At 42.3% G+C, this 19,957-nt stretch carries 20 protein-coding genes; 18 read left to right on the top strand and 2 right to left on the bottom strand.

Annotation, left to right across the window (positions count from 1 at the left end; translation table 11 throughout):
- Positions 1-936: 936 nt before the first annotated feature.
- The 7 genes from AB5213_RS11050 to AB5213_RS11020 all read left to right on the top strand — a co-directional run bounded on the left by AB5213_RS11050 (position 937) and on the right by AB5213_RS11020 (position 6,596).
- Positions 937-2,244, top strand: coding sequence for a putative ABC transporter permease (locus tag AB5213_RS11050; RefSeq protein ID WP_008374301.1), 1,308 nt, complete (start codon positions 937-939; stop codon positions 2,242-2,244).
- A gap of 142 nt (positions 2,245-2,386) precedes the next feature.
- Positions 2,387-3,388, top strand: a complete 1,002-nt coding sequence (locus tag AB5213_RS11045) for a permease (RefSeq protein WP_368276688.1) — start codon at positions 2,387-2,389, stop codon at positions 3,386-3,388.
- A 241-nt stretch (positions 3,389-3,629) separates the two neighbouring features.
- Positions 3,630-3,962, top strand: coding sequence for a metalloregulator ArsR/SmtB family transcription factor (locus tag AB5213_RS11040; RefSeq protein ID WP_173692701.1), 333 nt, complete (start codon positions 3,630-3,632; stop codon positions 3,960-3,962).
- Between the two features lie 62 nt (positions 3,963-4,024).
- The gene (locus tag AB5213_RS11035; RefSeq protein ID WP_368276687.1) at positions 4,025-4,957 is read left to right on the top strand and encodes a GTP-binding protein; all 933 of its coding nucleotides are present in this window, start codon (positions 4,025-4,027) and stop codon (positions 4,955-4,957) included.
- Positions 4,958-4,972: 15 nt separating this feature from the next.
- The gene (locus tag AB5213_RS11030) at positions 4,973-5,206 is read left to right on the top strand and encodes a thioredoxin family protein (protein ID WP_008374309.1); all 234 of its coding nucleotides are present in this window, start codon (positions 4,973-4,975) and stop codon (positions 5,204-5,206) included.
- Between the two features lie 10 nt (positions 5,207-5,216).
- Positions 5,217-6,398 carry a MalY/PatB family protein gene (locus AB5213_RS11025; RefSeq protein ID WP_368276686.1) on the top strand — a complete coding sequence of 394 codons (1,182 nt, stop codon included), beginning with the start codon at positions 5,217-5,219 and terminating at the stop codon, positions 6,396-6,398.
- Between the two features lie 21 nt (positions 6,399-6,419).
- On the top strand, positions 6,420-6,596 hold the full coding sequence (locus tag AB5213_RS11020) for a hypothetical protein (RefSeq protein ID WP_022220872.1): 177 nt from the start codon (positions 6,420-6,422) through the stop codon (positions 6,594-6,596).
- 75 nt (positions 6,597-6,671) lie between these two features.
- Here AB5213_RS11020 and AB5213_RS11015 read toward each other — a convergent pair whose 3' ends face one another.
- Positions 6,672-7,163 (bottom strand): GNAT family N-acetyltransferase, encoded by a 492-nt coding sequence (locus AB5213_RS11015; RefSeq protein WP_008374316.1) that lies wholly within the window; start codon positions 7,161-7,163, stop codon positions 6,672-6,674.
- A 132-nt stretch (positions 7,164-7,295) separates the two neighbouring features.
- Between AB5213_RS11015 and AB5213_RS11010 the strand changes: the two genes are divergently transcribed.
- Both AB5213_RS11010 and AB5213_RS11005 read left to right on the top strand, forming a co-directional pair.
- Positions 7,296-8,171, top strand: coding sequence for a LysR family transcriptional regulator (locus AB5213_RS11010; protein WP_022220873.1), 876 nt, complete (start codon positions 7,296-7,298; stop codon positions 8,169-8,171).
- Positions 8,172-8,184: 13 nt separating this feature from the next.
- Positions 8,185-8,679: a nitroreductase family protein gene (locus AB5213_RS11005; RefSeq protein ID WP_008374319.1), complete on the top strand. Its 495-nt coding sequence runs from the start codon at positions 8,185-8,187 to the stop codon at positions 8,677-8,679.
- A gap of 229 nt (positions 8,680-8,908) precedes the next feature.
- On the opposite strand, the gene AB5213_RS11000 is transcribed toward AB5213_RS11005, so the two are convergent.
- Positions 8,909-10,048: an ROK family protein gene (locus tag AB5213_RS11000; protein WP_368276685.1), complete on the bottom strand. Its 1,140-nt coding sequence runs from the start codon at positions 10,046-10,048 to the stop codon at positions 8,909-8,911.
- 246 nt (positions 10,049-10,294) lie between these two features.
- Between AB5213_RS11000 and AB5213_RS10995 the strand changes: the two genes are divergently transcribed.
- From AB5213_RS10995 to clpB, 9 genes are all read left to right on the top strand, one after another.
- A complete protein-coding gene (locus AB5213_RS10995; protein ID WP_022220875.1) occupies positions 10,295-11,911 on the top strand; it encodes a mannitol dehydrogenase family protein in 1,617 nt (538 codons plus the stop codon).
- A gap of 27 nt (positions 11,912-11,938) precedes the next feature.
- A complete protein-coding gene (locus tag AB5213_RS10990) occupies positions 11,939-13,297 on the top strand; it encodes a GntP family permease (RefSeq protein ID WP_368276684.1) in 1,359 nt (452 codons plus the stop codon).
- 9 nt (positions 13,298-13,306) lie between these two features.
- On the top strand, positions 13,307-14,524 hold the full coding sequence (locus AB5213_RS10985; protein WP_022220877.1) for a PfkB family carbohydrate kinase: 1,218 nt from the start codon (positions 13,307-13,309) through the stop codon (positions 14,522-14,524).
- A 1-nt stretch (position 14,525) separates the two neighbouring features.
- A complete protein-coding gene (locus AB5213_RS10980) occupies positions 14,526-14,918 on the top strand; it encodes a VOC family protein (RefSeq protein WP_022220878.1) in 393 nt (130 codons plus the stop codon).
- Positions 14,919-14,934: 16 nt separating this feature from the next.
- The gene (locus tag AB5213_RS10975; RefSeq protein ID WP_008374334.1) at positions 14,935-15,096 is read left to right on the top strand and encodes a hypothetical protein; all 162 of its coding nucleotides are present in this window, start codon (positions 14,935-14,937) and stop codon (positions 15,094-15,096) included.
- Between the two features lie 171 nt (positions 15,097-15,267).
- Positions 15,268-15,501: a hypothetical protein gene (locus tag AB5213_RS10970; protein ID WP_368276683.1), complete on the top strand. Its 234-nt coding sequence runs from the start codon at positions 15,268-15,270 to the stop codon at positions 15,499-15,501.
- A gap of 115 nt (positions 15,502-15,616) precedes the next feature.
- Positions 15,617-16,087, top strand: coding sequence for an Hsp20/alpha crystallin family protein (locus tag AB5213_RS10965; RefSeq protein ID WP_008370865.1), 471 nt, complete (start codon positions 15,617-15,619; stop codon positions 16,085-16,087).
- Positions 16,088-16,153: 66 nt separating this feature from the next.
- Positions 16,154-17,188, top strand: coding sequence for a DnaJ C-terminal domain-containing protein (locus tag AB5213_RS10960; RefSeq protein WP_055246322.1), 1,035 nt, complete (start codon positions 16,154-16,156; stop codon positions 17,186-17,188).
- A gap of 166 nt (positions 17,189-17,354) precedes the next feature.
- Positions 17,355-19,955: an ATP-dependent chaperone ClpB gene (gene clpB, locus AB5213_RS10955; protein ID WP_008370859.1), complete on the top strand. Its 2,601-nt coding sequence runs from the start codon at positions 17,355-17,357 to the stop codon at positions 19,953-19,955.
- Positions 19,956-19,957 lie beyond the last annotated feature (2 nt).

The following is a 19,957-nucleotide window of genomic DNA, read 5'->3' as shown; positions in this document are numbered from 1 at the left end:
CTGTACTATGAATCAGCAGAAATTGAGCGCGTCAGCAGGCGCGCTCTTGAACTTTGTAACAAAAAATATGTCATAAAAAATCCACTGTATCTGATCTTTCAGCTACAGTGGATTTTAATTTGATCCATCCATTGGATTATCCTCCTTATTCACTTCTTATCTATCTGAAACTATTATCTCAAATAGTTTTTTCTATGTAAATTTCAATAATTATTATGCCATTGGTCTGCACCTCTTGATTTCATTGATTTGATATTGTATAAATTATCTTGCCATTGGTCTGTACCTCTTGCTTTCATCAGATTTATTCTGGTTTTAAATTATGTTCCTTTTGGTCCATACCTCTTACTTTCATTAGATTTGTTCTGGTTTTAAATTAAGTTTCCGGTGGTCTGTACCTCTTACTTTCATTAGATTTTGTTCTGGTTTTAAATTATGTTCCTTTTGGTCCGTACCTCTTACTTTCATTAGATTTGTCCGAGTTTTAAATTAAGTGTCCTTTGGTCCATACCTCTTACTTTCTTAGACTTTGGAGTTAAGATTAAGTTTCTGGTGGTCCGTCCTCCTTTTGTTTTGTTAATATTATAATATCTCATAAAATGCAAAATGTCAATAAAAATTCTGAAAAAAATAAAATAATTTTAAATATATGAAATAAATCAGGAATACATATAAAAATGGGAAAATATATACGATAAACAAATAAATATACAGAAAAAACAGAAGGCGCAGTCCGAATTTCGACTACAGGAAATGAAATGACGATGTGGATATGCGGAATCCGCAGATCATCGAGACGGTATGGGGAGTCGGATCCCGGTTTAACCGGTTGTAAAAACGATTGGTGTTATATAATATCTTTATGGATAAAATCCCAATTGTAAGTTCATGGTTGGCATGATAAGATGATACCATGAATTTACAAAGGAGAAGACTATGAATCACTATACTGGATATGAATTACTGTGGCTCTTTTTTATTTATTCTTTTGGTGGCTGGGTATTGGAAACGATATCGGCAACTTTGAAGCAGAGAAAGTTTGCTAACCGAGGTCTGGTAAATGGACCGTTCTGTGTGCTCTATGGTCTGACCGCAATTGCGATGACAGTGGGATTACAGGAACTTCGGGGAATCTGGCTATTTATCTTTGCAACGGTCTATGCAACAGTTGCAGAATGGGTCAGTGGACATCTGATCGAAAAAGCATTCAAGGCAAGATGGTGGGATTATTCAAATATCAAATGGAACCTGGATGGATATATTTGTCTTCCGGCTTCACTATTTTGGGGTGTGCTCGGTTATCTGGCAGTGAGATGGTGCAATGGGGTCACGTTGATTTTATTACATATTCTGCCGAAACTTCTGATGCATATTGTGCTGCTGACACTGATCGGTGTACTTTTTGTGGATATCTTTGGTTCCTTTATGCTTCTTACCGGAAAGAGTAAGAAGCCGGAGCGCTGGATTGCAACGGATGCCGGGATGGATAAGATCAGCACAAAAATTGCGGGAAAGATTGCCGGAAGTCTGGAAAAGCGTCTGAAAAAAGCATATCCAAAGGCAAGAAAAATCGAAGAGGAAATCCGGGAAGAGAACGAAGAAAAGGTATTTGCAAAAGGGTGCGGCTTTTATAAGATTGTGATGCTGTTTATGATCGGTGCTTTTCTGGGAGATATCACAGAAACGATTTTCTGTCGTGTGACGGCTGGAGTATGGATGAGCAGAAGCAGTGTGGTCTGGGGACCGTTCAGCATTGTCTGGGGGCTTGCAATTGCGCTTGTCACAGCACTTTTGTACAAATATAAGGATAAAGGGGATCGTTTTCTTTTCCTTACAGGAACATTGCTTGGTGGTGCTTATGAGTATTTCTGCAGTGTGTTTACGGAACTTGTATTTGGAAAAGTGTTCTGGGATTACAGTAAGATCCCGTTTAACCTGGGAGGTCGAATCAATCTGCTTTACTGCTTTTTCTGGGGAATTGCTGCGGTTGTGTGGTTTAAAATATTATTTCCACCTGTGGAAAAATGGATAGAAAAAATACCGGCAGTTGCAGGAAAGCTTTTGACCTGGTTTTTATTAGTATTTATGGTCTGCAATATTCTGGTATCCTGTGTGGCACTGGTAAGATACGATGAAAGAGGAAATGGTGTACAGGCGACGAATGTTGTCCAGAAGTGGGTGGATGTGCATTATGATGATGCGAAGATGAAGAAAATCTATCCAAATGCGAAGGGGATAAATTAGAAAAAAAGCGGGAACATATTGACAAAATTCTATATGAAGAGTAAGATGTAGTTAGAAAACCGGTGTGAGAAATAGATTGCACCGGTTAAAAAATGAAAAATATATAGAAATATTTCTATATTTCTATGGGAAGGGAGAGAGCATGAAAATCATAAAAAACGGATGGGATTTCTTTCAGGACCAGATTCTTGGAATGCACTGGCTGAAAGATCTGATCGGAAAACTTCTTGTTAAAGCCGGATTGGGAGAGGGAAGGTTTCCAGGAGAATTTCTTCACTTTTTCCTGTATGATATCATAAAAATTTTTGTGCTGCTTGCGGTGCTGATCTTTGTGATATCCTATATTCAAAGCTATTTTCCGCCAGAGAAAAGCAGAAAGATTATGGGAAGATTTCATGGAATCTGGGCGAATCTGATCGGAGCACTTCTTGGAACAGTGACTCCGTTCTGCTCCTGCTCATCGATTCCGATCTTTATGGGATTCACCAGTGCGGGATTGCCGCTGGGAGTTACTTTCTCGTTTCTGATTTCATCTCCGATGGTGGATCTGGGATCTCTGGTTCTTCTGATGAGTGTCTTTGGAGGGAAGATCGCATTTGCTTATGTGATTGTTGGATTTGTCATAGCTGTTATAGGGGGAACGATCATTGAGCGGCTGCATATGGAAGACCAGGTGGCAGATTTTATTCGGCAGGCGCCGAATGTGGAGGTAGCTTCGCCGTCGCTTACAATTGCAGACCGTATGGATTATGCAAAAAATCAGGTTGTGGCTACCGTCAAAAAGGTAGCTCCGTATATCGTTGTCGGAGTCATCATCGGGGCAGCTATCCACAATCTGATCCCAGAGCATATCGTCCGAAGCATTCTTGGAAAACAGACCTGGTACGCCGTGCCATTGGCGACAGCAGTAGGCGTTCCGATGTATGCAGATATTTTCGGAACCATCCCGGTTGCAGAAAGCCTGCTGGCAAAAGGTGCAGGACTTGGAACGATTCTTTCGTTTATGATGGCAGTGACAACCCTTTCACTTCCATCTATGGTAATGCTGTCAAAAGCGATCAAGAAAAAACTGCTCGGAACATTCATCGGGATTGTCTGTATCGGAATAATCATTGTGGGGTATGGGTTTAATATGATAATATAGGGGAGAAAACTCATATGACGTTCGTGCTTGCACGAAAAGGCATATGAATTTGCTCCCCGCCGGCCATGAGGAAGGAGCGATTTACAAAGTAAATCAGCGGATTCCGAATGGACGAAGGATTGCGGGAGCAGCAACGCTGCGGAGCAATCCGTAATATTATCAAAAGTAGTGGGGAAAATCCAAATATCATTCGTGCTTGCACGAAAAGGAAAAGATTTACATTACCCGAGGTGACAGAAAAATGCAGATAGACTATGAAAAATATGCCCGTATATTCAAAGTGATGTCGGATCCGAAACGCCTGAAGATCATCGACATGTTATCCGAAGGAGAATTATGTGCCTGTAAGATCCTGGAGGAATTTCATATTACACAGCCGACCTTATCGCATGATATGAAGCTGATGTGTGATCTGGGAATCGTAAAGGCGCGCAAAGAAGGAAAATGGATGCAGTATTCTCTGGACATAGACGTAATGAATGAGGTTTATAAGACAGTGGGGCATCTGATGATTCCGGGAGATTATGCAGGGCTTTTAAATTGCAATTGTAATACAGAAAAAGAAGAAAAATAAGTTGCAGCGGCAGCAGAGCAAATCAGGGTGCAGTTGCAGTATAGAAAAAGGAGAAATGAATCATGAGTAAGATTAAATTGTATTTTTTGACGGGATTTCTGGGATCCGGCAAGACGACGATCCTCCGGAATCTTCTGGAAAATATGGAAGGAACAAAGGTTGGAGTGATCCAGAATGAACTGGGAAAGATCAGTATTGATGGAACCGTGCTTCAGAATAATGATATTCAGATGGTAGAACTGAACCGGGGATCGATTTTCTGCAGCTGTCTGAGATTATCCTTTGTGGATGCGCTGGTTCAGATGTCCAGAAAAGGTCTGGAATACGTGTTTGTAGAGAGCTCAGGGTTTGGAGATCCGTCCAATGCGGAAGAAATTCTTGCGGCGACGGAAGTGATGGCTACGGATGCATATGATTTCAAAGGCTGTATCTGTCTGGTGGACTGCTATAATTTTCTGGATCAGATCGGGGATTCAGAGACAATTGATCGTCAGCTTAAACACTGCAATCTTGCGGTTCTGACAAAGGTTGATCTGGTGGACAGCGAGCAGATTGAACAGGTGAAAGACAAAGTGCGTGAAATTAATCCGGTATGCCCAATTACAGAGAGTGCCAATGGAAATATTGACCGTTCGTTTTATGATATGGATCTGATGCTGTATAAATGGGCAGAATGTGAGGATACTACGAATTCATCGAAAAATAAACCAAAAACATTTTCCATGGATTTTACAGGAGAGATCCAGAAGGAAAAGCTGGAAGCTTTCCTTGCAAAGATTGAACCGGATGTTTTCCGTGTAAAGGGATTCTTTAAAGTGGAAAAAGAAGGATGGGAAAAAGTTGATGTAGTCGGAAAGAAACGGGATTATGCGCCTTACGAACCACAGCCGAAGTCTCAGCTTGTATTTATTTCCAAAATCGGAATTGCACTGATCCGGGAGATCGCGGCGGCGTGGGAAGAGTGTGTGGGACTTCCTATGAAACTGAACAATTAAATCTGGAGGCGGGATATGAATATAAAAGTAATTGGAAGCGGCTGTGAGAACTGTGATAAGACAAATGCGGTTGTGAAGGAGTGTCTTGAAGAGCTCGGGATGGATACGGAAATCGAGAGAGTGACAGACCTGGTTGAGATCGTAAAGCTGGGAGTGATGACGGCTCCTTCGGTGATGATTGACGGGAAACTAGTTGTTGCAGGTCAGGTGCCATCAAAAAAACAGATGATGAAGATATTGAAAAAATGAGGTAAAAACAATGGCAAACATATTTCATGATTTTGATGAACCGATCAATCGTATTGGCACAGATTCTTTCAAATGGGATTATGAAGGAGAAAATGGAAAGTATATTCCGCTTGGAGTAGCAGATACAGACTTCAAAGCACCGGAAGAAGCAATTGCAGCAGTTCGTAAACGTACAGAATTTGGTGTGTATGCATATGGTGCACTGCCACAGGAAAGATTTGCAGCATCAATCTGTAACTGGTATAAAAAGAGATATGGTCTTACTGTTGACCCGGAAACAATCCGTCATTCACAGGGACTAATGACAGGTGCTTTATGGATGATCCTGAATGCATATACCCGTCCGGGCGATAAAGTGCTGATCCAGGCTCCGGTTTACCATACATTCAGCATCGTAATCAAAGGTGCAGGACGTTTTGTTGAAAGCAATGATCTGGTACTCGAAGATGGCCGTTATGAGATGAATTTTGAAGATCTTGAGAAGAAAGTAGCAGATCCAAGAGTAAGAATCATGCTGATCTGTAACCCACACAATCCGGTAGGACGTGTATGGACAAAAGAAGAACTTATCAAAGTTGCAGAAATCTGTAAGAAAAACAATACAATTCTTGTTGGTGATGAGATTCACGGAGATATTGTATACGGAGAACACAAACATACTCCATTATTCTCACTTTCAGATGACCTTACAGACAATATCGTTGTAATGGGATCACCAAGTAAGACATTCAATCTTGCATGCTTCTATTCTGCATATGTTGTAATCAAGAATAAAGCGCTTCGCGACCAGTACAATGTGGTATATGATGATTTCCACTTTGACTATAACTATCTTGGAATCGAAGCACTTATGGCATGCTACAACGAGTGCGATTACTATGTAGACCAGCAGAATGAATATTTCTGGAAGAATATCGGTGTAGTAAGAGATTTCCTTGCGGAGAATATGCCGGAAGTTAAGATGATTGAACCAGAAGGAACTTACCTGCTGTGGATTGATTTCAGTGCATGGAATATGGAACAGGATGATCTGATGAATGCATTTGCAGAAGCAGGTGTTCGTTTGAACAGTGGAACAAACTATGGTGAATGCGGAAAAGGATATGTTCGTCTGAATGTGGCAACACAGACCGCAGTATTAAAGAAAGGTCTGGAGTGCATTAAAGTAGCACGTGACAGCCATATGGCATAACAGAAAGAAGGAGCAAAAGATATGGCAACAAGACCAAGAACGGAGAATAATCCTTTTGCATATGGAATGCGCCTTTTAGCTGTTTTTTATAATGAAATGGAAAAGAATAAAGACAAAATTTCATTTATAAAAAGTTATCAGGAAATAGAAAAGATTTTTTATAAGAATGTCCTCCGGCTCTATAAAGATATTTTGTAAATAGTTGATCATAAATACAGGGCGCATCTGGGATAAGCTGGATGCGCCCTTCCTCCGTTATGGAGGGGGATGTACTTAGAGAAGATAGTAATGTGGAATGATGTCTTCATAAGTTCCATCCGGCATCCGGAAACCGCCGGGTATTGTGCCGAGTTTTTTGAATCCAATTCGTTCATAAAGATGTAATGCTGGGGTGTTGGTAGCAACAACCGCATTAAATTGCAGAATGCGGAACTGGTTTTCTTTTGCTTTCTGCAGACAATCAAGAACCAGTTTTTCACCTATATGCAATCCACGGATATTTTTACGGACAGCATAGCTGGCATTACAGATGTGCCCACATCTTCCAACATTATTAGGATGAAGGATATAAAGGCCAAGAATTTCGTGAGTGTCCGCATTTTCTGCAATACCGGTATAAGTCTGTTCCTGAAAAAATAAGTTGGCAACGTTAGCTGTCATTTCGGTATCCTGTGGAAATGCATTTCCGTCTGTTACAACCTCATTCCATATCTGTGCTGCAGAGGCAGCATCTTTACTCTGATAAGCTCTGATTTGAATATTCATATTATAAAACCTCCTTTCTATTTCCTGTTGAAATTATTTTAAAATACACCTACAATAAAGTAAAACTATTAATTATTCAAAATAAGAATAGTATTACTTAAAATAAATATTTAAATTAAGAGGTGAACAGATGTGGAAAGTGCCAGATGTAAAGCTTTTATGTATGCTGCAGATACTGGGAGCTTTACAAAAGCAGCAGAGAGATTAAATTATACACCGTCAGGAGTCAGTCAGCTTGTTGGAGCTTTGGAGAACGAAACAGGTCTTACCTTACTCAGACGAACGAGGAAAGGGGTTACCCTAACACCGGATGGGGAAATTCTTTTGCCTGCAGTCAGAGAATTTCTTGAAAAAGAAAATCGAATCTATGAGCTCGCAGCAGAAGTAAAGGGACTTCTTGTAGGCAGTGTGACGATTGCAGCATATTCCAGTATTTCTACGCACTGGCTTCCGGAGGTGATCCGGGACTTTGAACAGGATTATCCGCAGATCGAAATCCGGCTTATGGAGGGAATCCGGCAGGAAGTGACAAGATGGCTGGATGAAAAAAAGGCGGATATCGGATTTTTAAGTTATCAGGAGCCAATGCCGTATGAGTGGACACCACTGGACTATGATGAAATGCTGGCAGTTTTGCCAAAAGATCATCCGTATGCATCAAAAGAAAGTTATCCGTTAATCAATTGTGAGACCGATTCGTTTATTATGCCGGCACTTGGACGGGATGATGATGTGGTTTCGCTGTTTGAGCGAAATGGAATCAAACTGAATATTCATTTTACAACTCTGGAAAATTTTGCGACAATGGCAATGATTGAAAAGGGACTTGGAATGAGTGTGATGAACAATCTGATCACGGAAAAGTGGAATTGTGATGTAGTGAAGATTCCGGTAGATCCACCATCAAGGATCACACTTGGACTTGCAGTTCCGTCGTATAAACAGGCATCACCAGCGGTAAAAAGATTTATCAAATATGCGGTTGAGAGACTGAAAAAGATAGAATAGAGGAGAACAGAAAATGGCAGATTTATTTCATCGCGTAAGTATCAGAAAATATCAGGACAGACCAGTGGAGAGGGAAAAGATTGTGGAAATCCTTCGCGCGGCAATGGCAGCACCGTCTGCAAAGAACCAGCAGCCGTGGGAATTCTATGTAATTACCAAAAAAGATACACTGGAGAAATTATCAAAGGCAAGTCCGTATGCAGGGATGACGGCGAATGCACCGGTGGCAATCATATCTGCATATCGGAAAGATTGTGATGTCCCATGTTATGCGGACATCGATATGAGTATTGCAATGGAGAACTTATGGCTTAAGACAGATGAAATCGGACTTGGCGGAGTCTGGCTTGGAATTGCTCCGATCGAAGAGCGGATGAAGGAAGTGGAAGAGATCGTTGGGATTCCGGAAGATCAGAGAGCATTCGCAATCTTTCCACTTGGATATCCGGCGGAAGAAAGAGCGCAGCAGGACCGGTTTGATGAGAGCAGGATTCATTTTGATGCGTAGAAGTTCTGTGAAAATGTTTAGGTAAAGCATAAGAAAACAGGACAGATATTTGATATCATTTTTATCAGAAAATGAGGAAAGTGATATCAAATATCTGTCCTGTTTTTGTGTATACGATGTGCAAAATGCAGATTTATGTTTGCATAAGGATTTGTATTTGGAAAAAGTACATCACCTGGCTGTTAAGCAAGATGGTACACAAGCTGAGCAGGAGCAGCCTGCTCGATTATTACGACACAGCCGGCGTCAGAAACTCTTTAATATAATAAAGTGCCGCACCAATCGCAGGAGTATACTGTCCATGATTTCCCACCAGAAGCTGGCTTTCGTCCATCTGGAAAAGGGAACTTTCATTGATCTTGCTTAAAAGATACTGCATATCTGCTTCCTGAAAATATGGTGCAAGATATCCGCTGATGATCACCGGACTGTCGATCACAAGATTCAGGTTACGGATTGCAAAGGCAAGGTGGTCAAGATAGTCTCTCCAGATTTGTGTGAGATTCAGAGCATGTGTCTGATGCAGGAGGTTAAAAAATTCTTTGACCGGCATACCGGAAGCTGCTTTCAGGGCATTTGCAGAACAGTAAGTTTCCAGACACCCGTGATTGCCGCAATAACATTTCGGACCATTTGGATCAATGCAGATGTGTTCGATCAGACCACTACGCATATGATCGCCCTGGTGAACTTCATGTCCGGTGATGATCGCACCGCCAAGGTTAGAATTCAGAAGAAAAATCAGGGCACTGTCAAATTGTGGATGATTCCAGAGTTCCAGATCTGCAGCGGCTTTTGAATCGTGTTCCAGATGACATGGATACGGAAGTCTGGAAGAAAAATCAGACAGCTGCATGTTTGCATTTCCCATGATATCGCCGTAAGTAACAACATTTCCGTCCGGGGAGATGACGCCCTGGGTGGCAATCGAAATCCCTTCAATTTTCTCAGGATCATAATGATTCTTTTGGATAAACAGTTCTACATTTGCAGCAAGGGCAGAGTAGTAAGCATCGCTGCTCTCGTATGGCAGCTCAATCGTTTCGGTTGCAATTGCATCTCCATATAGATTTACGGCTACAATATGAAACATATCTTTTAAAATCCCAAGTCCGATCGAAATACGGAAATCTTCAACAATTTTTATAATCTGGGCCTTTCGTCCGCCGGTTGATTCAAAATATCCATTCCGGCTGATCAGACCGTCATTTTCCAGCTCATTTAAATTCTGGCTGACAGTAGAAAGTCCCATCTGCAGATCCTGAACGATCTGGAGTTTGGATGTTTCTTTTTGCTGATAAATATATTGGTACACTTTTTCCCGATTGATTTTTTTCAGGGTAATCGTGGTCATTCCTTTTTCTTTCATGATATTCTCCTTTACTTATGCGTGAATCATACACACAAGATATGAACTTATTCTAATATAGATGTGCGGATAAAACAAGAGCTTTCTGATTCACTTTGTGAAAAATAGATAAAAATAGAATTGTAAAATTGTATTTTTTGTCAATAGACAACTCACTTTTGTGGTTATATACTACACTTACAACTTAGATATAAGCGTAAGTCAAAAACATAACTAAAAAGAAAAAGTAAAACGGGAGGTAACAAAATGAAGTTAACAATCGAAGGAATCAAAGACCGTGCGGCATGGGAGAAGGCAGGAATTGCACTTCCGGGATATGATGTGGAGAAGATATCTGAAAAAGCAAAAGAAGAACCGGGATGGGTTCATTTTGGAATCGGTAATATTTTCCGTATTTTTATCGGTGGAATTGCAGACGGACTTCTGGAAGAAGGTGTACTGGACAGAGGAATCACCTGTGTAGAGACATTTGACTATGACGTAGTAGATAAAATTTATGATCCATATGACAATCTGGGACTGAGCGTAATTCTGCATGGGGACGGAACACGTGAATATAAAGTACTCGGATCCCTTGCAGAAGCAGTAAAAGCACAGTCTTCTGATTTGGCACAGTGGAACCGCCTGAAAGAGATCTTTACAAGCAAATCTCTTCAGATGGTATCCTTTACAATTACCGAAAAAGGATATGCTCTGCAGAAAGCAGACGGAACCTGGTTTCCATTCGTGGAAGCGGACATTAAGAACGGACCGGATAAAGCGACAGGAGCCATGGCAGTACTGGTAGCAATGCTTTATGAAAGATTCAAAGCAGGAAGATATCCAATTGCACTGGTATCTATGGATAACTGTTCCAAGAATGGTGCAAAACTCCGTGAATCTGTTCTTACAATGGCAGAAGAGTGGAAGAAGCAGGGATTTGTAGATGATGATTTCATTACATATGTAAGTGATGAAAAAGTCGTTGCCTTCCCATGGACCATGATCGACAAGATCACTCCACGTCCGAGCGAACAGATTGCAGATGATCTTGAAGCTCTCGGTGTGGAAAAAATGCAGCCGGTCATCACTGGAAAGAAGACTTACATTGCTCCATTTGTAAATGCAGAAAAACCGCAATATTTGGTCATTGAAGACAGTTTTCCGAACGGACGCCCGGCACTGGAAAAAGGATTTGGAGTTTATATGGCGGACAGAAATACAGTAAATCTTTCGGAACGAATGAAAGTAACGGTATGCTTAAATCCGGTTCATTCAGCCACAGGTCCGCTTGGTGTCGTACTTGGATATGATCTGTTCGCACATATGCTTAATACCAATGAAGATATGATGAAGATGGCAAGAATGGTTGCTTATGACGAAGGACTTCCGGTAGTGGCAGATCCTGGAATCCTTTCTCCACAGGCATTTGTGGATGAACTTTTTAATGACCGTTTTCCGAATGAATATCTGGGAGATACAAATCTCCGTCTTGCAGTTGATGTGTCACAGATGGTTGGTATCCGTTTTGGCGAGACGGTAAAAGCTTATGTGGCAAAATACGGAGATGCATCAAAACTGACAGCAATTCCGCTTGGTATTGCAGGCTGGCTCAGATATATGCTGGCAGTTGATGATGAAGGAAACAAATTCGAACTGGCACCGGATCCGATGAATGAAGAAATCGGAGAACAGCTTGGTGACATCGTAGTTGGAAAGCCGGAGACATTGAAAGACCAGTTGAAACCGATCCTGTCCAATGAACGTCTGTTCTTTACCGATCTTTACAAAGATGGTGTCGGTGAAAAGATTGAAGAAATGTTTCGTGAAATGATCGCAGGACCAGGTGCTGTAAAAGCAACGATCCACAAATATGTTCACTAATCAGGAAGAATACGGGAGGAAATGAAAATGTCAGAAACAGTATTTGCAGCAGATCCGACAAGACTGCTGATCGCTGCGGCAGCGGGAATCGTCTTATTATTACTGCTGATCATAAAATTTAAATTTCATCCGGTATTGTCTCTGTTGATTTCTGCTCTGTTGATCGGACTCGGAGCCGGGATGCCGGTTCCGACTCTGGTAAATACGGTAGAAAAAGGTGCAGGAGAAACCTTACAGGGAATTGTACTGCTGATCGGTCTGGGTTCCCTGTTCGGAGGTATATTGGAAGTGTCGGGTGGCGCACAGTGTGTTGCACAGACACTGGTTAACAGGTTTGGTGAAAAAAAAGCAGGGATTGCCCTTGGAATTACCGGACTTGTAGTTGGAACGACTGTTTTCTTTGAGGCAGGAGTTGTAATCTTAATTCCGCTTGCTTTCGGACTGGCAAAGAAAACAAAAAAATCAACTTTGTATTATGTGATTCCGCTTCTTGCAGGTCTTGCAACCGGATTTGCCTTTATCCCGCCGTCAGCTGGATCGGTTCTGGTTGCCAATATGCTTGGAGTAGATCTTGGTATTATGATCGCAGTTGGTGTGCCGATCGGAATTTTATCACTTATTTTTGCCGGAATTTTATGGTCAAAATTTATCGGGACCAAGATCCATACCGGACTTCCAACTACAGTTTCAGAAGTAAGGGAAGAGGAAGAAGCAAATCTTCCCAAATTTTCAACTGTCATTGCGATCATCCTTGTTCCGCTGGTACTCATTCTGTGCAGCACACTTTCGGAATATATTCCGGCACTTGATGGAATACGACCGGTACTGGAATTTGTGGGAACACCATTTGTAGCGCTGATTATTGCAGTTCTGTGTGCAATGTATTTTCTTGGAAAGAAGCAGGGATATGACGGGGAACAGCTGAAAAAGATCATGGACAGATCTCTCCGACCGACAGGACAGATCCTTCTGGTTATTACCGGAGGCGGAATCATTCGTTGGGTGCTTCAGGACTGCGGGATGGGAGACATCATCGGACCGGCACTGGAAAAGAGCGGTCTTCTTTTAATCTTAGTTGCATTTCTGATCGCAGCTCTGGTAAGAGCATCGGTTGGAGCGGCAGTGGTTGCGATGACGATGGCAGCCGGAATTATGGCATCCATGCCGGCGGTTGCAGGACTTTCGCCATTATACCTTGCAGCGATGGTCTGTGCGATTACCGGTGGTGCAACGGCATTCAGTCATGTGAATGATTCTGGTTTCTGGCTGGTAAGCTCCTTGCTGGAAATTGATGAAAAGACAACCTTAAAATCATGGACGATGATGGAGACGATTATCGGATTTACCGGTCTTATCTGTGCCCTGATTATCAGCATATTTGCTTAGGAGGAAAAAATGATTGCGAAAGTAATATTGGGAACCATGACAAATGCACGGAAACTGGTTAGCATTGCAGAGCGGATTTCCTGTGACGTAGAGCTTTGCAGTGGCAGATATGTGGTCAATGCGAAATCCATGCTCGGTGTTTTAAGTATGCCTGAATTTGAATACGGAGAACTGCATATCCACACGGACGAAGAAAATGAATGCAACCAGGTTCTGGAGAGACTGCTTGAAGAAGGACTTCTTGCAGATACCAATGATGCGGCAAAACGGTCGCTTTACGACATTACAACATTTGGTGAGATCCTGATCGATTTTACCTGGCAGGGAGTAAATGAAGACGGGCAGACACTATTTGCCCAGAATCCGGGTGGCGCTCCTGCAAATGTTGCAGTTGCGGTGGCAAAACTTGGTGGACATACCGCTTTTATCGGGAAGGCAGGAAAGGATATGCATGGAGAGTTTTTGAAATCTGTGCTGGAAAAAGAAAACGTGGAAACGGAAGGAATGCTTCTGGATGAAAAATATTTTACGACTCTTGCGTTTGTAAATATTGATGAGAATGGAGAGAGAACATTTTCTTTTGCAAGAAAACCGGGAGCAGATACCAGAATGGAAAAAGAAGAAATCGATGTTGATATTCTGGATAAGACACATATTTTTCATGTCGGTTCTCTGTCACTTACGGAACAGCCGGCAAGAGATACCACACATTATGCGATCCGGCGCGCAAAAGAAAAAGGAAGTATCATCTCGTATGATCCGAATTACAGAGCCTCTTTATGGAAGGATGAGGAGACTGCAAAGAAACAGATGAGAAGTCTGGTTCCTTACGTGGATATCATGAAAATTTCAGATGAAGAAACGAAGCTTCTGACAGACAAAGAAAGTCCGGAAGAAGCGACAGAAATTTTATTTCGGAAGGGTGTCAAGATCGTTGCAGTCACGCTGGGAAGCGATGGAGCATATCTGTACTGCAAAGAAGGCGGTGTACATATTCCGGGATTTGTGAGCAAAGCGGTGGACACCAATGGGGCAGGAGATTCCTTCTGGGGAGGATTTTTATACTGTATCAGCAAAGCCGGAAAGAGACCGGAAGCATTTACCATGGATGAACTGAAAGAGTATGTACGGTTTGGCAACGCGGTGGCAAGCCTTTGTGTAGAGAGGAAAGGCGCGATCCCTGCAATGCCGGAACTTGCACAGGTTGAAGAAAGGATGGGACGTTAAGATGGATTTGAAAACATATACAACAGGGATTCAGCATATCGGGATTCCGACAAATGATATTGAAAAAACAATTGCTTTTTATCAGAAACTGGGATTTGAGATTGCACTTCAGACGGTGAATGAAGAAGCAGACGAAAAGGTTGCATTTCTGGAACTGGAAACGCTTGTGATCGAGACTTATGAAAATAAGGCTGCAAAGATGGAGAGCGGAGCAATTGATCATGTGGCGATCAATGTGAAAGATATCGAAGAAGTGTATCGGTATATTGAAGCCGAAAAAATGAACACAACGAAGGATACCATTCATTTCCTTCCGTTCTGGGATAACGGCGTGCGTTTCTTTACGATTGAAGGACCGAATAAGGAGAAGGTAGAGTTCAGTCAGTATTTATAAAATTGTAGATTTTTCGATGGCTTATTATGAGCGGATGGATGAAGCAGTGAGATATGGACCGGTTTGCAGAAGAGATATCCGTCTTTATAGTGAACAGGAACAACAAATTTATAAATATGTATTGGAAAATGGCTTTATTACTACTGCTGAAACAGTAGAGATTTTAAGACAGATGTAAAACATCGTAGAGCCAGAGCTGTTTTGCTGAATATGGTTAAGGACGGCTATTTGAGAAAAGAGGGTGCGGCATGAAGCACTATTTATATAAAAAATACAGAAGAGAGATAATGCAGCATGGATACAGAAAAAGTAATTACTGTAAACGGATCATCCGCAGATTTGTCGTAAAATGTGGTCAAATCAAGAAACCTCCGTGCGAAAGCAAGTGAAAAATCCCTGTGAAGCTGAGAGATACGCCATGCACAGCTCGGGAAAGAATTCCCTCGCTGCCGGGCTGTCGCCCTATAAAATAGCAAAAATGGACGCCTTTGCAAGTAAACTTGCAGGGCGTTTATTTTCACCATTTTGCATGGCTTGTAGCGTTCACAAAATTTTCACAAAAGAATTAGCACTCACCTCTTGACAGTGCTAATAACGCGTGCTATAGTACAGGTAGAACAAAGGAAGGGGAACGAAAAGAAAGGTTCGCCAGAAAGTGTTCCGAACGTATTATGAGTGTTTGAAAGGAGACAGGACTTATGTTAATGCCTAGTATTTTTAATAATAATTTATTTGATGATGATTGGTTTGGATTTCCGTTTTACGGATATGCAGATAAAGCAGAGAACAGAGCAGAAAAGAAGCTCTATGGACATCATGCGAATAATCTGATGAAGACAGATATCAAGGAAATGAAAGATGGATATGAACTTGAGATTGATCTTCCAGGGTTCAAGAAAGATGAAGTTACTGCAGAATTGAAAGATGGTTATCTGACAGTCAGTGCAGCGAAAGGTCTTGATCAGGATGAACAGGAGAAAGAAACCGGCAGGTATATCCGCCGTGAACGTTACGCAGGAGCATGTCAGAGAAGTTACTATGTTGGTGAAGATATCACAGAAGAAGATATCAAAGCAGAATTTAAACATGGTATTCTGAAACTTTTTGTTCCGAAAAAAGAAGCAAAACCAGCGGTAGAAGAGAAGAAATATATCACAATTGAAGGTTAATATAGAAGATAAATTTCCCCCGGAGAGCAATCTCCGGGGTGTTTTACAGGCAGGAGGTGACAGAGCATGGCAGCAAAGCGGGATTACTACGAGGTGCTCGGAGTAGCAAAGAATGCAGATGAGAAGACAATCAAAAAAGCTTACCGGAAGCTGGCGAAGAAGTATCATCCGGATACCAATGCCGGAAATCCGGATGCAGAAAAGAAATTCAAAGAAGTAACAGAAGCTTATTCGGTACTGAGTGATCCGGAAAAGAAGAAGATGTACGATCAGTTCGGACACGCTGCATTTGACCAGTCTGCAGGAGGCAGCTATCAGGGCAGTGGATTTGGAAATGGTTTCCAGGGATTCAAAAGTGGTCCTGGAGGATATCAGGAGTATCATTTTACAGGAAATGCAGATGATATTTTCGGAGATATGTTTAAAGATATCTTCCACGGAAGCAGCAGTAAAAGCACAGATGGTTTCGGAGGTCATGGTTTTCACAGAAGCAGTTTCTATGACGATGGATCCGGATTTAGTGGCTTCGGAGGATTTGGCGGTCACGGATCAGCAGGCTTTGATCAGAAAGGTCAGGATTTGAATGCCAGTGTGTCTGTTACATTTGATGAGGCAGCATTTGGATGTGATAAAAGAATTACTCTGCAGGATCAGAGCGGAAAAGCACAGACACTTGAGGTGCATATTCCGGCAGGAATTGACAGCGGAAAGAGCATAAGACTTCGTGGAAAAGGAATGCCGGGAACCGGAAAAGGTGGGGCAGGAGATCTTCTTCTGAAAGTAACTGTTCAGCCGAAAGCCGGATATGAACGAAAAGGTATGGATGTTTATACAACGGTCAGCATTCCTTATACAACTGCTGTGTTTGGTGGAGAAGCAAGGGTGCATACCCTGTATGGTGATGTGATGTGTAAGATCAAAGAAGGAACACAGTCAGGAAGCAAGATTCGTTTAAGAGGAAAAGGAATCGTTTCCATGAAGGATGCAAATGTCCATGGTGATCAGTATGTAACGGTACAAATTCAGGTTCCGAGACATTTAAATGCAGAAGCAAGACAGAAACTGATGGAATATAAGAAAGCCGCTGCCGGAGGAAGATAAAGGATCCGGGGCGTTTCATATAGATGGGACTCATAAAATGAGTTCGATGATTTGACAGGGAAGTAAAAATTTATATAGATTTAGCACTCGACTATTGACAGTGCTAATAACAAGTGCTATAGTTCGAGTAGAACAAAGATAGCAAGGCAAAGGAGGGACTCATGTTATGAATATCAATAAATTTACACAAAGTTCTATGGCAGCAGTACAGAACCTTGAAAAGATTGCGGCAGATTATGGCAACCAGGAAATTGAACAGGAACATCTTCTGTATTCTTTGCTTACAATAGATGACAGCCTGATTCTCAAGCTGATTGAGAAGATGGGCATTACAAAAGAGACGATGATGAACCGTGTGGAAGAGCTTTTACGGAAGCGTCCGAAGGTACAGGGCGGTCAGATGTATATTGGTCAGAATCTGAATAATGTGCTGATCCATGGCGAGGATGAGGCAAAGCAGATGGGTGATGAATATGTATCGGTTGAGCATCTGTTCCTCGCACTTCTGAAATATGCGAACCGTGAGATCAAAGGTATGATGAAGGAACTTGGAATCACAAGGGAAAGTTTCCTTCAGGTACTTTCTTCGGTAAGAGGTAATCAGCGAGTAACCAGTGATAATCCGGAAGCTACTTATGATACCTTGAACAAATACGGGGAAGATCTGGTAGAAAAAGCCAGGGAGCAGAAGCTGGATCCGGTCATCGGACGTGATGCAGAGATCCGGAATGTGATCCGTATCCTGTCACGTAAGACAAAGAACAACCCGGTTCTGATCGGTGAACCTGGTGTAGGTAAGACAGCAGCAGTAGAAGGTCTGGCACAGCGTATTGTGCGTGGTGATGTACCGGAAGCTTTGAAAGATAAAAAAGTATTTGCACTGGATATGGGAGCACTGGTTGCAGGTGCCAAGTATCGTGGTGAATTTGAAGAGCGTCTGAAAGCAGTTCTGGAAGAAGTCAAGAACAGTGATGGAAACATCATCCTGTTTATCGATGAGCTGCATACCATTGTAGGTGCCGGAAAGTCAGACGGTGCAATGGACGCCGGAAATATGTTAAAACCAATGCTTGCCCGTGGTGAGCTGCATTGTATTGGTGCGACAACTCTGGATGAGTATCGCCAGTATATCGAAAAGGATGCCGCTCTGGAACGTCGTTTCCAGCCGGTTATGGTGGATGAGCCTTCAGTTGAGGATGCCATTTCTATCCTTCGTGGATTGAAAGAGCGTTATGAAGTATTCCATGGTGTCAAGATCACAGACAGCGCACTGGTTGCGGCGGTTACTTTGAGTAACCGTTATATTTCAGACCGTTTCCTTCCGGATAAGGCAATCGACCTGGTTGATGAAGCATGTGCATCCATTAAGACAGAGCTGGATTCTATGCCGACAGAGTTGGATGAACTGAACCGTAAGATCATGCAGCTGGAGATTGAAGAAGCTGCTTTGAAGAAAGAGGATGACCGACTGAGCAAGGAAAGACTGCAGAAACTGCAGGAAGAACTTGCCGAAGAACGGGAAAAATTCGCAAAGCAGAAAGCACAGTGGGATAACGAAAAACATTCTGTTGAACATGTACAGAAGATCCGTGAGCAGATTGAACAGCTGAACCGTGAAATCGAAGCAGCTCAGAGGAGCTATGATCTGAACAAGGCAGCAGAGCTTCAGTACGGACGTCTTCCACAGTTGCAGAAACAGCTGGAAGAAGAGGAAGCAAAGGTAAAAGATGAAGATCTGTCACTGGTTCATGAAAGTGTTACCGATGATGAGATTGCTAAGATCATTTCCCGCTGGACTGGTATTCCGGTTGCAAAATTAAACGAAAGCGAGAGAAGCAAGACACTGCACCTTGCAGATGAACTTCACAAACGTGTCATCGGACAGGACGAAGGCGTTACGAAAGTAACCGATGCAATCATCCGTTCCAAAGCAGGAATCAAAGATCCGACTAAGCCGATTGGTTCCTTCCTCTTTCTTGGACCTACAGGTGTAGGTAAGACAGAGCTTGCAAAAGCACTTGCCGAGAATCTGTTTGATGATGAGAACAATATGGTGCGTATCGATATGAGTGAGTACATGGAGAAATATTCTGTGTCCCGTCTGATCGGAGCGCCTCCGGGATATGTCGGATATGATGAGGGCGGTCAGCTTACGGAAGCCGTTCGCAGAAAACCGTATTCCGTAGTGCTTTTCGATGAAGTAGAAAAAGCACATCCGGATGTATTTAACGTACTTCTGCAGGTACTGGATGACGGACGTATCACGGACTCGCAGGGACGTACCGTTGATTTCAAGAATACGATCCTGATCATGACATCGAACATCGGATCTTCTTATCTGCTGGATGGTATCGATGAAAATGGCGATATCAAACCAGAGGCAGAGGAGATGGTCATGAATGATCTGAGAGCACATTTCAGACCGGAATTTCTGAACCGTCTGGATGAGACGATTATGTTCCGTCCGCTGACGAAAGATAATGTCTACTCTATCATCAGCCTGCTTGTCAATGATATCAATAAACGGCTTGCAGATAAAGAACTGAGGATCGAGCTTACCGAAGCAGCCAAACAGCTTGTAGTGGAAGGCGGATATGATCCGACCTATGGTGCAAGACCATTGAAGAGATATCTTCAGAAGAATGTTGAAACCGAGGCAGCTAAACTGATTCTGGAAGGAAATGTTGGCAGCGGAGATACGATCCTGATCGATAATGTGGATGGAAAACTTACTGCAAGGATCAAGCAGCACTTAAGAGAAGTATAAGA

This window comes from Coprococcus sp. RTP21204st1_G4_RTP21204_210225 (genome assembly GCF_040915385.1).
GTDB lineage: Bacteria > Bacillota > Clostridia > Lachnospirales > Lachnospiraceae > Allocoprococcus > Allocoprococcus comes.
The sequence above is the reverse complement of the archived record's forward strand: the minus strand, read 5'-3'. Positions and strand labels throughout refer to the sequence as shown.

What these genes read in the sequence shown, in the direction of transcription:
- AB5213_RS10975 (WP_008374334.1), top strand. Translation starts at nt 14,935, where the DNA reads ATGGCTTATTATGAGCGGATGGATGAAGCAGTGAGATATGGACCGGTT.
- AB5213_RS10990 (WP_368276684.1), top strand. Translation starts at nt 11,939, where the DNA reads ATGTCAGAAACAGTATTTGCAGCAGATCCGACAAGACTGCTGATCGCT.
- AB5213_RS10960 (WP_055246322.1), top strand. Translation starts at nt 16,154, where the DNA reads ATGGCAGCAAAGCGGGATTACTACGAGGTGCTCGGAGTAGCAAAGAAT.
- clpB (WP_008370859.1), top strand. Translation starts at nt 17,355, where the DNA reads ATGAATATCAATAAATTTACACAAAGTTCTATGGCAGCAGTACAGAAC.
- AB5213_RS11030 (WP_008374309.1), top strand. Translation starts at nt 4,973, where the DNA reads ATGAATATAAAAGTAATTGGAAGCGGCTGTGAGAACTGTGATAAGACA.
- AB5213_RS11025 (WP_368276686.1), top strand. Translation starts at nt 5,217, where the DNA reads ATGGCAAACATATTTCATGATTTTGATGAACCGATCAATCGTATTGGC.
- AB5213_RS11040 (WP_173692701.1), top strand. Translation starts at nt 3,630, where the DNA reads ATGCAGATAGACTATGAAAAATATGCCCGTATATTCAAAGTGATGTCG.
- AB5213_RS11000 (WP_368276685.1), bottom strand. Translation starts at nt 10,048, where the DNA reads ATGAAAGAAAAAGGAATGACCACGATTACCCTGAAAAAAATCAATCGG.
- AB5213_RS11005 (WP_008374319.1), top strand. Translation starts at nt 8,185, where the DNA reads ATGGCAGATTTATTTCATCGCGTAAGTATCAGAAAATATCAGGACAGA.
- AB5213_RS11035 (WP_368276687.1), top strand. Translation starts at nt 4,025, where the DNA reads ATGAGTAAGATTAAATTGTATTTTTTGACGGGATTTCTGGGATCCGGC.
- AB5213_RS11020 (WP_022220872.1), top strand. Translation starts at nt 6,420, where the DNA reads ATGGCAACAAGACCAAGAACGGAGAATAATCCTTTTGCATATGGAATG.
- AB5213_RS10995 (WP_022220875.1), top strand. Translation starts at nt 10,295, where the DNA reads ATGAAGTTAACAATCGAAGGAATCAAAGACCGTGCGGCATGGGAGAAG.
- AB5213_RS10965 (WP_008370865.1), top strand. Translation starts at nt 15,617, where the DNA reads ATGTTAATGCCTAGTATTTTTAATAATAATTTATTTGATGATGATTGG.
- AB5213_RS10985 (WP_022220877.1), top strand. Translation starts at nt 13,307, where the DNA reads ATGATTGCGAAAGTAATATTGGGAACCATGACAAATGCACGGAAACTG.
- AB5213_RS11045 (WP_368276688.1), top strand. Translation starts at nt 2,387, where the DNA reads ATGAAAATCATAAAAAACGGATGGGATTTCTTTCAGGACCAGATTCTT.
- AB5213_RS10980 (WP_022220878.1), top strand. Translation starts at nt 14,526, where the DNA reads ATGGATTTGAAAACATATACAACAGGGATTCAGCATATCGGGATTCCG.
- AB5213_RS10970 (WP_368276683.1), top strand. Translation starts at nt 15,268, where the DNA reads ATGTGGTCAAATCAAGAAACCTCCGTGCGAAAGCAAGTGAAAAATCCC.
- AB5213_RS11050 (WP_008374301.1), top strand. Translation starts at nt 937, where the DNA reads ATGAATCACTATACTGGATATGAATTACTGTGGCTCTTTTTTATTTAT.
- AB5213_RS11015 (WP_008374316.1), bottom strand. Translation starts at nt 7,163, where the DNA reads ATGAATATTCAAATCAGAGCTTATCAGAGTAAAGATGCTGCCTCTGCA.